The organism is Flavobacteriales bacterium (assembly GCA_020635855.1).
GTDB lineage: Bacteria > Bacteroidota > Bacteroidia > JACJYZ01 > JACJYZ01 > JACJYZ01.
In genome coordinates, this window is record JACJYZ010000003.1 from 843,759 (window position 1) to 855,652 (window position 11,894).

At 52.5% G+C, this 11,894-nt stretch carries 5 protein-coding genes; 2 read left to right on the plus strand and 3 right to left on the minus strand.

Annotated elements, in window-relative coordinates; genetic code table 11:
• Positions 1–72 precede the first annotated feature (72 nt).
• From H6585_11915 to H6585_11925, 3 genes are all read right to left on the minus strand, one after another.
• Positions 73–954, minus strand: coding sequence for a DUF4249 domain-containing protein (locus H6585_11915; protein MCB9449036.1), 882 nt, complete (start codon positions 952–954; stop codon positions 73–75).
• Positions 954–3,338 carry a TonB-dependent receptor gene (locus tag H6585_11920; GenBank protein ID MCB9449037.1) on the minus strand — a complete coding sequence of 795 codons (2,385 nt, stop codon included), beginning with the start codon at positions 3,336–3,338 and terminating at the stop codon, positions 954–956. Before H6585_11920 ends, H6585_11915 begins: the two co-directional genes overlap by 1 nt.
• A 291-nt stretch (positions 3,339–3,629) precedes the next feature.
• Positions 3,630–5,030: an MBL fold metallo-hydrolase gene (locus H6585_11925; protein ID MCB9449038.1), complete on the minus strand. Its 1,401-nt coding sequence runs from the start codon at positions 5,028–5,030 to the stop codon at positions 3,630–3,632.
• A gap of 202 nt (positions 5,031–5,232) precedes the next feature.
• Here H6585_11925 and H6585_11930 point away from each other — a divergent pair, with 202 nt between their 5' ends.
• Entirely contained in the window at positions 5,233–11,406 is a 6,174-nt protein-coding gene (locus tag H6585_11930; protein ID MCB9449039.1) for a T9SS type A sorting domain-containing protein, read from the plus strand.
• 90 nt (positions 11,407–11,496) lie between these two features.
• Positions 11,497–11,868: a hypothetical protein gene (locus H6585_11935; protein ID MCB9449040.1), complete on the plus strand. Its 372-nt coding sequence runs from the start codon at positions 11,497–11,499 to the stop codon at positions 11,866–11,868.
• The last annotated feature ends 26 nt before the right edge of the window (positions 11,869–11,894 follow it).

Genomic DNA, 11,894 nt, shown 5'->3' on the forward strand with positions numbered 1-11,894 from the left:
TACGAATTTTTGTTTCTCAGCTGCGAGGGTTGATAGTGCGCCATTGATAAAATGCCCCGGCAAAACGGATAACTACGGTACAATCAGCTTGCTGTAGCTGGCGCCGTATCCGCCCCAGATACCCAGTCCGCCTTCCACATTGCTCATGATGCGTGTGGGCATGCCGAACGGATTGCCTTGGTTGTTCTGGTCGCTTTCCAGCGTTGTCCAGAAATCATAATGGGGCCGGTCGATGCTGCACCACTTCACCTCGATGGTGTCGCCGTGCCAGAAGTAGCTGTAGGTATCATTGTTAATGGTGTCGTTGCGGTCCTGGCCACGGGGCAGGGCGAACTCCACCGCCTGTCCTTCCAGGAAGCTGTCGTTGAACACCGATGCAAAGTAGCCCGGGTAAAACGGCTCGCTGTTGCGTTTGGTGAAGTACCGTGCGTAGTTGGCTTCACCGGGTACATCCTTGAAACGTACCTGCAGCACCACCAGGCTGTCGTTGTCCTTGTCGGGATGTGGCAGCCACCAGATCGAATCCAGCGGAACCGGGGTAGGGATGGTGGTGGAAGCCGTGAGCGTCTTTCCTTCGGCCTGAACGGTCAGGTCATACGTTTTGCCTACTTCACCTTTATATACGCCATAGAGGGATGGGGGTACGCTGTAGAAGCGGTAGTTGAAGTCGCCGATGGGAACTGAATATTCCTGTAGCTCGATGGTGGTGTCTCCATTGTCAAGCGTTACCTGGGCGCCCTGAACAAAGCTCTTCTGAAGTTTGGATACGTCGATGGTGGCGAACACCGGCAGGCTTTTGGTCAGCGAAACCACAGGAACGGAATCCTGTTCGATGTAGCCGTAAATCACGATGTCTTCATCGCCCTGCGGCAAATCCAGTGAAATGGTCTCATCACATGCAGTCAGGAACAACATGAAGCCACCGAGAATGATATGTATAAGGTTTCTTCTCATTAGAATTTGAAGTTCCATGATACGGATGGCAGGATAGGGAAGATGTATACTTTCTTGGCGGTTACTTTGAAATCGCCTTTTATTGGGTCGCCTTCATTGGCGATGTAATAGAAGAACGGATTCTTTCGGTTGTATACATTGTAAATGGAGAAGGCCCATTCGCTGCTGAATTTCTTTCCTTCCTTTTTCTTGCTGTGAAGGATGGCGCTAATGTCCATTCGGTGGTAAGGCTCCATGCGGAAGCCGTTTCTCGGTCCGTACTTCGTGGCCAGATCGGTTCCGACCAGGTAATACCTTTCGGGCATCGTGGTGGCCTGGCCGGTGCCATATACGAACACGCCTGAGAATGTCCATCGGTCATTCAGTTTGTAGGATCCCACCACGGACAGGTCATGGGTGCGATCGAACCGGGCGGGGAATTCATTTCCTTTATTGATGTGTTCAAAGGTGCGCGCGGTTTTGCTCAGGGTGTAACCGATCCATCCCTGTGCTTTTCCGGTGGCTTTTTTCAGGAACAGTTCCATTCCATAGGAGTAGCCATCGCCGTATGTGAACTCGTATTCAATGTCGCGGGTACTCACATCGCCGGTGTAGGATTCATTGAATTCGATCTGGTTGCGCAGGTTCTTGTAGTACAACTCCACGGAAGTCTCGAACATGTTGTCTTTGAAATTCCTGAAATATCCGCCTGAGTATTGTGTGCCTTTCTGCGGCTTCACCAGGATCGAGCTCGGCACCCATATATCCATAGGTAGGGTGGTGTAGGAGTTTGATACCAGGTGTACGAACTGGTTATTATAAGTGAATCCTGCTTTCAGCGAGGAGGTGCTGTTCAGTGCATAGCGCAGGCTCAGCCTGGGTTCGAGCCCCCAGAAGTCCGCCACTTTCTCGCCGCCTCTGAACCGGGTGGAGTCGATGGGGGTGTAGTTGTTGTCGAACTCGTATAGAGTGAACGGTCCTTTCTGGATGAAGTACGCACCGCGCAGACCGGCATTCACTTTCAGTTTGTCGGTCAGGCTGAAATCGTCCATCACGTACAGGGCGGTTTCATGCGAGTACTTTTTTACCACGTTTTCCGCATTGAATCCGCCATCGGTGTCTTCAATTTTGATGGTGCGCGGACTGAAGATATGGTAGGTGTAGTTGTAGCCGAACTTGATGTTATGGTTGATGTTGGGGTAGTAGAAGAAGTCGGTCTTCTGGTTCCAGTCTTTGATGCCGCTGGCAAAGGTAGTGGTGAAGTTATCGAACCCGGCATCGATCTTGAAATCGTAACTGTTGTAAATGCCCGACATGTTCATGAAGAGCTTGTCGTTGAAGAGGTGGTTCCAACGCAACGTGGTGGTGGCGTTACCCCAGTTGATGTTGGCTTTGAGGCGTCCGTCTTCCACGTTCACATCAAAGATATCCCGCCCGAAATAACCGCTCAGGTACACCCGGTCTTTCGGCGTGATCTTGTAATTGACTTTGGCATTCAGGTCGTAAAAGAAATAGGGTATGCCACCCAGTTCAGTATTCTTGAGGAAGGGTTTGGAAAGTACATCCACATATGTGCGACGTCCGCTGATGATGAAAGATGCGTCATTCTTTTTGATGGGACCCTCCAGTGTCATTCGGGAAGCGATCAGCCCGATTCCGCCTTCGCCGTGGTACGACTGGTTGTTACCGTCTTTCATGTTGATGTCAAGCACCGATGAAAGTCTGCCGCCGTAGTTGGCGGGCATGCCGCCTTTGATCAGCGTGGTGCTTTTGATGGCATCTGCGTTGAACACGGAGAAGAACCCGAGCAGGTGGCCTGCATTATACACGGTGGCCTCATCCAGCAGGATCAGGTTTTGGTCGGGGCCACCTCCGCGCACATAAAAACCGGTGCTGCCTTCGCCTGCTGATTGCACGCCCGGCAGGAGCTGAATGGTTTTTAAAACGTCCACTTCCCCGAAAACAACCGGTAACGTTTTGATTTCATCGGTTTGTAGTTCCACCTTACCCATCTCGGTGCTTTCCACATTTTTATCCTTGCGTTCAGCGGTGACTACCACTTCGTCGGTGGTGATGGAAAAAGGTTTGAGTTTAATATTGATCTTAAGGTCCTTGTTCAGAACGATCTTCTGGGAAATCTGCTCATAACCCATATAGGATGCCACCAGGTTATAGGTGCCGCTTTCCAGCGTGAGGGAGTAGAAGCCGTAAGTATTGGTGGCGGTCCCCTTCATTACCTCCTGAATATATACGCTGGCGCCGGGAAGATCTTCTCCGGAAACTTCATCCGTTACGTGACCGCTTACGGTGAATTTGACCTGCTTGCCTTGCGCCCACGCACCAGTTATGCCTGTGAACAGGATGCCGGTAATGATCAGGGTCAGGATTTGAAGCTTTCTACACATGGCTGCAAAGGTAACATGTGGCGGCAGAATTTGTTCGGGATTAACAAAAATTAAGGATAAAAGAGGAAGGACGAATTACGAACGACGGATTACGAATGATGAATGGGAAGAACTTCCTCCGGTCGTGTCAGTGCGCTGCGCGATCAATAGCTCCCTCCGGTCGCGTAAATAAGCTACGCTGTCAATAACTCTCTGCGGTCGTGTCAATGAGTTTAGCTGTCAATAGCTCCCTCCGGTCGCGTCAATGGTTCCGGTCTATATTGACTATTGACCAGTGACCATTCATCCTCATCAAAACGAATACGTCTGGTGAGGTTCGGGAATGTGCACGTGCGGAAAGCCGTGCTTCTTGAGCGTATTCTTCCAATGCTGCATGGCCTCCGGATTGCCGTGAACCAGGAACAGATCGTGAACACGTTGGGCATCCTGGCACGAAAGGTATCTCAGCATTTCTTCATAGTCGGCATGTGCGCTCAGGGAATCGATAATCCTGACTTCCGCGCGTACCTCGTATTCTTCTCCGAAAATGGTCACCTCCCGGTCGCCGGCCCTGAGTCGTCCCGCCAGAGACGTGGGCTCGGCATACCCTACAAGCAGGATGGTATTGGCAGGGTCGCCGATGTTGTTTCGGATGTGGTGTTTCACCCGGCCGGCTTCGGCCATGCCTGATGCGGATATGATGACGCAGGGTTCCTTCAGGGCATTAAGGGCCTTGGAGTCGTCGATATTACGGATGTATTTCACCTTGTCGTATCCGAACGGGTCGGGTCGGCTTTCCACAAAATCCTTCACGCGATCGTTGAGGCAGTCGAGATGTTTCCGCATGATCTGGGTGGCATCGAGCGAGAGCGGACTGTCAATGAACACCTTGATGTTGGGAAGCAGACCATGCAAATCAAGTTTGTTCAATGTATACACGATCTCCTGGGTGCGGCCCAGGCTGAACGCGGGTATGATGAGTTTGCCCTTTTTGGTACCACACGTTTCCAGTACCGCGTTCAGGATGTCCTGGCCGGCATGTGCCAATTTTCCATGCAGGCGGTCGCCATAAGTGGATTCACAGATGATGATGTCGGCTTGCTCGAATGGACTGGGATCTTTCAACAATGCCGTTTCATACCGTCCGATATCGCCGGTAAATGTGAGATGGGTGGTACGTCCGGTCTCGTGGAAGGTAATGGAAATGGCGGCACTGCCAAGGATGTGTCCGTTATCGGTCAGCGTAAAGGTTGTATGTCGGTCGATGGGGGTAGGGGTGTTGTACGGAACCGTCCTGAAATGGGGGAGGCACCGCTTCACATCATCCGACGTATATAATATATCAATCTCCGCCTTGCCCTGCCGTTTCTTTCGTTTGTTAACGAACTTCACGTCGGCTTCCTGGATGAAAGCGCTGTCTTCCAGCATCACTTCACACAGGTCGTAAGTGGCGGGCGAGCAAAAGACCTGGCCCCTGAATCCATCCTTAACCAGCCGGGGAATCAGGCCGCTGTGATCAATGTGCGCGTGGGAAAGCAGCACCACGTCTATGGTTTCCGGGTTAAACCCCCATTCGCGGTTCAGCCGGTGGGTTTCGATGCCCATGCCCTGGTACATGCCGCAATCCAGTAAAATGCGTTTGCCGTGCTCGGTCGTGATCAGGTGCTTGCTGCCTGTCACCGTTTGCGTGGCGCCGTGAAATGTGATCTCCATGTGGTGACGAAGTTAATAAACAACCAAATAAAACGACTGTTAATCAGGCATAAAGACAGAAGGTGATGAAACCTTCGGAAACTTTAATCACTTTTTTTACCTTTGCCGCTGGTTGACGCTTTCTAATAGATTTTTTTTTGGCAGTGATGCATGCAGTTGATCACTGTCTCAACGACTTTTTTTAAAACAAAAACCCTTCATTATGAGGAAACTATTCTCCTTGGGGATTGGACTGCTTCTTTTTGTGCCCTTTGCCAAAGCGCAGGTAAAGGCAGATTTCTCAGCCCAGCCCCTTAACACGTGCAACGGATTCGTGCAGTTTGCAGATTCCAGTACAGGTGGTGTTGTGCAATGGACATGGGATTTCGGCGACGGAAGTCCACTTTCCAATGACCAAAACCCAGCGCATAACTATGCAGCCAACGGTAGCTATTCGGTGAGCCTGGTGGTGTTCGGTATCGGTGGTGAAGACACCCTGACCCGATCCAATTACATCACCGTTAACCGTCCGGCACCGCCGATGACTACAAACGATACGGCCATGTGCGGCGGTAATACCGGCGTCATGCTTACAGCTACCGGCCACAACGGCGGCAAGCTGGTATGGTTTGATCAGTTGTATGGCGGCAACAACCTCGGAACCGGTGATACGCTGAAGACCTCCATCAGCAAAACCACTTCCTTCTTTGTTGAAGAAGTTGAAATGCAGGCCCCGCAGCATGTGGGTGCTCCCGCCGATACCATCGGTTCAGGAGGCAACCACACCGAACTGAACTTCGGTCTGTTGTTCGATGCCTACTCTGCATTCATGCTGAGATCGGTGACCGTATATGCCAATGGCGACGGCGACCGCATCATTCAATTGCGTGACGGCCCCGGCGGTACAGTGCTTGCTTCACGTAACGTGAGCCTGGTAGATGGTGAAAACCGCGTGCAGCTTGATATCATGGTGAAACCGGGTACGGACTACTTCCTTCAGGTAGGTGGTGTTCCCAACCTGTTCCGCAACAGCAGCGGTGCCAACTACCCCTATACCCTGAACAACGTTCTTTCCATCACCCGTTCCAATGCGGGTGGAGCTTCCAACTACAATTACTACTATTATTTCTATGATTGGGAAGTGGAAGCCATCGGTTGCATCAGCGAACGCGGTGAGGCCATTGCCTACCTTGCAGGTCCTCCTGCACCCGATACGTTTGATGACACCGTTTGCGCCGGCGGCGGAATGGTTCATCTGAAGGCAAAAGCCAACAACGGCGGTGACCTCAACTGGTACGATGCGCCTACCGGTGGCAACCTGGTTGATACAGGCATGACCCACACGGAGAACATCACCTCGGATGTCACCTATTATGTTTCTGAACTGATCCGCTCTGCAGCAGTGAAAGTCGGACCGGTGGACAATACCTTCGGAAACGGAAGCAACTACAATACAAACAGCAACCTGGGACTGATCTTCGACGTGATGGCGCCCATGACCATTCGCTCGGTAAAGGTGTATGCGAATGGTACCGGAAACCGCACCATCAATGTATACGATGGTCCCGGTGGTACCCTGCTGAAAAGCAAAACCGTGATGGTGCAGAACGGCCAAAGCCGCATCCAACTCGACTTCAAGTTGGATCCGGGTACAGACTATTACATCACCACCCTTTCTCCCCAGAACCTGTTCAGAAACAGTTCAAATCCATCTTATCCATACGAGATCCAGGACCTGGTATCGATCAAAGGGTCGAATGCCAGCCAGCCGATGGATTACTACTATTTCTTCTATGATTGGGAAGTGGAACCCGCTGCATGCGAAAGCGAACGTGTACCCGTACATGGCATCGTGCGCAAAGGAAACCCGCTGACCCTGGCTTCCAACTTTGTTTCTCCCAAATGCTACGGCGGTAACGACGGTTCAATTGATCTGACCGTTTCCGGCGGAAGCGCCCCATATGCATTCATCTGGAGCAACGGTCAAACCACCGAAGATGCCTCGGGCCTCACAGGTGGTAAATACACCGTTACGGTAACAGATGCCAACGGCTGTTTTGATACCCTTTCAACAGTGGTGACCCAGCCTGCCGAAATCAAGATCTCCGCGATCGTGATTGATGCGACTTGTTCCAACAACGATGGACTGATTGATGTTTCGGTTTCCGGTGGCACACCCGCATACACCTATTTGTGGAGCAACGGTGCCACCACCCAGGATGCCGGTTCTCTCGGTGCAGGATCTTATTTCCTGACCGTTACCGATAGCCGCGGTTGTACCAATGTATACCAGGGTGTGGTCACCAACCAGAACGGTCCCAAACTTGCAAGCCAGGTGACGAAGCCTTCCTGCTTCGGCAACAATGACGGTAGCATCGACCTGATGGTAACCGGCGGAACACCCGGCTATACCTATACATGGAATACCGGTGCCACCACCCAGGACATCAGTGGCCTCGCTTCCGGCTCTTACACGGTAACCGTTACCGACTCGGCCAATTGTGTCGGTCTTGCCCTGATCAAGGTGGAAGATCCGCAACCGTTGGATCTGAAGATCGACGCCATGGAAGCATCCTGCTCAGGTTCTTCCGACGGCCAGTTGATGGTTTCGGTAATTGGCGGAACCCCGGGATACAGTTATGAGTGGAGCAATGGTGATACCACTGCGACCACAGACGGATTGACACCCGGTTCTTACACAGTGACAGTCACCGATGCAAATGGTTGTTCTGAATCAGCAGTTGGTGTGGTAAACACACCTGCTCCGATCCATACCACCATGTCTTCTACCGATGAGTCTTGCCAACCGGCACATGACGGTACGGCCAAGGTGGTTATTTCCGGTGGCATTCCTCCCTTCATGTTCCAGTGGGATGACGCAGGCAGCCAAACCACGCCTGAGGCAACCGGACTGGAAGCTGGCATGTACCATGTGGAAGTGACCGACAGCAACGGATGTAAAGTGGTTGATTCGGTTGAAGTGGCTCAGCCCGGCGTAACCCTGGCGACCAGCGGTACCAATACCACCTGTAACGGTGGCATGGACGGCAGCATCGACCTGACGGTTGTGGGTGGAGCAGCACCTTACTCTTATGAATGGAGCAATGGTGATTCCATCCAGGATCCGACCGGACTCCCAGCCGGAACTTACTCGGTAACTGTAACCGATATGAATGGTTGCAGCGCCACTGCAAGCGAAACCATCAGCGAACCCACCGCACTTGTGATCAGCAGCTCGGTATCCAATCCTACCTGCGGTAACAACGACGGATTGATTGATATCTCCGTAACCGGTGGTTCTCCTACCTATACTTATCTGTGGAGCAACGGCAATACCACACAGGATGCCGGTAACATCGGTGCAGGTGCCTATACGGTAACCGTAACCGATAGCAAAGGTTGCTCTACCGTACATAAGGAAACCCTGAGCAACCAGGGCGGTCCGGCTCCGCTGACGCCCAGCTCAACCATGGTTACCTGCCATGGTGGCAACGATGGTACTGCTACAGTATCTACCAGCTCCGGCACACCTCCTTACACGTTTTTGTGGGAAGACGGTCAGACAGCTGCAACTGCAACAGGATTGTTCGCAGGCGATGTACATGTAACCGTTACCGATAACGCCGGTTGTGTGGCCTTCGGTACGGTAACTGTAAACCAACCCGATTCGATTCAGCTTGCCGCCAATATTACCAGCGCTTCATGTGCCGGTGAAAATGACGGTGCCATCGATCTGTTGGTTTCCGGTGGAATCCCCGGACATTCGTTCATGTGGAATGACAGCACCACCACTGAAGATCGCAGCGGACTTACGGCCGGTGTTTACACCGTTACCGTAACCGATGCATTGGGTTGCTTTACCGTTGATTCGTTCGAAGTGGGTGAACCCACTGCAATTGCGCTGAACATCAACAAACAGGATGCTTCCTGCACAGCAACATCGGACGGTGCCGCCAGCGTGACACCAACCGGTGGAGTTGAGCCTTATTCCTACCACTGGAGCACAAACTCAACGGATTCACTGGTGACCGGCCTCGCAGCCGGAACTTACTCGGTGACTGTAACAGATGGCAACGGTTGTACCTCTACAGCGAACGTGACCATTCAGTCGCCCAACATCATTCTGGCAACCAACGTATCTCCGGTCAGCTGCAACGGCGGCACCGACGGATACATCGACCTGACGGTTGCCGGTGGTGTAGGTCCCTATACCTATGATTGGAGCAACGGTGATACCACCGAGGATATTTATAACCTGCCCGCCGGCACGTATACCATTACGCTGACCGACGCTAACGGCTGTGAGAAAACAACCTCGGAAACCATCATCGAACCGACCCTGCTGCAGATATCTGCCGTAGTTACCGAGCCAAGCTGTGGTAACAACGACGGTCTGATCAATATCACCGTAACAGGCGGAAGCCCTTCTTATACCCATAAATGGAGCACCGGTGCTACCAGCCAGGATGCAGGTAACATTGGTGTGGGTAACTACACGGTAACCGTGACCGATGCCAATGGCTGTACCCTCACCCATAACGAGGATGTAAGCAACAGCAGCGGTCCGGGTAACCTGACCGTTACATCCAAGAGTGCAACCTGTCATGGCGACAGCGACGGTATGCTGAGCGTATCTGCTGCCGGCGGTGTACCTCCGCTGACCTACATGTGGAATACCGGCGCCACCACCGATACCATCACCGGTGCTGCCGGCGACTACATGGTGGTTGTGACCGACAGCAATGGTTGTCAGTCCATTGCTTCTGCCAAGATCATGCAACCGGATCTTCTGGTTCCGACGCTTGATGTAACCCAGATCACATGCAATGGCGCGGGTGACGGTAAGATCGTGGTAACCACCAATGGTGGAACATCACCCTATACCTATCTGTGGAATAACGGTGCCACAACAAAAGACCTGAATGGTCTTTCCGTGGGCATGTACGCTGTAACTGTAACGGATGCCAACGGCTGTATGTCTGCGGATTCTGCCGCTGTCATTGCTCCGGTGGCTATCTCGCTCACCACCACCGTGCATCACGCCAGCTGCAATGGCAACAGCGATGGCAGCATCACCGTGAATGTAAACGGAGGTACTGCTCCCTACACGTATCTGTGGGATGATGCTTCCAATCAGACTACTGCCACTGCCACCGGTTTGGGTGCGGGTACATACCATGTGACCGTAACGGATCAGGGTGGTTGCTTCAAAGTGACACAGGCGGTCGTGAACCAACCGAACATCACCGTTGCACTGAGCTCAGTGCCAGCTGCATGTCATGGTTCTTCCGACGGTTCTGTTGATCTGATCGTGGTAGGCGGTACCGCACCTTATGCCTTCAACTGGAGCAACGGTACTACTACCGAAGACCTGAACGGTGTGCCTGCAGGTACTTACTATGTAACCGTTACCGATGCAAACGGCTGCTCCGAAACCGGCAGCGAAACCGTTACCGAACCCACAGCGATTACCATCACGGGTAACGTGAGCAATTCCAGCTGCGGAAGCTCGAACGGTTTGATCGATGTGTCGGTAAGCGGCGGTTCTCCGGGTTATACCTACCTGTGGAGCAACGGTGCTACCAGTCAGGATGTGGGATCACTCTCAGCCGGACTGTACACGGTAACCGTTACCGATGCTTCCGGTTGCACGGAAACATTGACCAAGGGTGTAAGCGATCAGGGCGGACCGTTCCTGGCGACTGCGCCCATCGATGTGACCTGTCCGGGCTCTGCCGACGGAGGCATTGACCTGACCGTTGGCGGTGGTGCTGCACCTTACTCTTTCATGTGGAGCAATGGCGCCACTACGGAAGACCTTACCGGTCTGACTGCCGGTTCGTATGGTGTGACCGTAACCGATAACAACGGTTGCAAATCCACAGAGAATGTGCAGGTGAAATCACCCAAACCGGTGAAACTGAACATGAGCGCAGTGAACGAAAGTTGCTACAATTGCGCAGACGGTTCAGCCACGGTGGGTGCATCCGGAGGTACGCAGCCTTATACGTACCAATGGAACGATGCCAATTCACAAACCACAGCTACCGCCACAGGCCTGGTGAGCGGCACATATTACGTGACCGTAACCGATGCCAATGGTTGTACGGGAATGGATTCTGTGATGGTAGACTTCACTGTGGGTGTTCATACACTGGTTGTAGATCACACCGTGAACCTCTATCCGAACCCGACCCGCGATGTGGTATACATGAGCGGAGAAGGTCTGAAGGATATGTTGTCAGTACAGATCTTCGATATGGCAGGCCGCATGATTGATGCGCCTGTATCAGAAGACCATGTAATGAGTCTTGCCAACTACCAGAGCGGAATTTACCTGGTGAAGGTCAACTTCGGTGACCAGAGCTACAAAACATTCCGCATCTACAAACATTAAGGTTTTATCACCTTTCATACGAAGCCGGCCATCCCGAACAGGATGGCCGGCTTTTTTTGTACATTTCCTGAACGCAACAATGAACCGGTCATGATTGAAATCAAAGGCATGCCTCCGAACATGAATGCCGCTACCCTCCGCCGTGAACTGGATCGTGGCGCCCGATTTGTGCAGTACCAGTACTGTGTTTCCATTATCCTCATGACCTTCAAGAGAGGCACTGATCTGTATTATATTCCACCTGGGGAGTCGGCTGTGGTAAAAGGCTTGCCATGGACATTTCTCTCCCTTGTACTGGGGTGGTGGGGGATTCCCTGGGGGCCAATCTATACGATCGGATCACTGGCCAGCAACCTGACCGGAGGAAAAGACCTGACCAATGACATAGGCGCTCACCTGATATCCACTGCCGCTGAAGAACAGGCACTGACAACAATTGACGCAACCGGCACCGCTCAATAGCAATTGGTGCAGCAAACGGTCAGGCC

Bases quoted from the DNA above. Each gene is read 5' to 3' on its own strand.
- H6585_11915 (MCB9449036.1), bottom strand. From the start codon at position 954: ATGAGAAGAAACCTTATACATATCATTCTCGGTGGCTTCATGTTGTTC.
- H6585_11920 (MCB9449037.1), bottom strand. From the start codon at position 3,338: ATGTGTAGAAAGCTTCAAATCCTGACCCTGATCATTACCGGCATCCTG.
- H6585_11925 (MCB9449038.1), bottom strand. From the start codon at position 5,030: ATGGAGATCACATTTCACGGCGCCACGCAAACGGTGACAGGCAGCAAG.
- H6585_11930 (MCB9449039.1), top strand. From the start codon at position 5,233: ATGAGGAAACTATTCTCCTTGGGGATTGGACTGCTTCTTTTTGTGCCC.
- H6585_11935 (MCB9449040.1), top strand. From the start codon at position 11,497: ATGATTGAAATCAAAGGCATGCCTCCGAACATGAATGCCGCTACCCTC.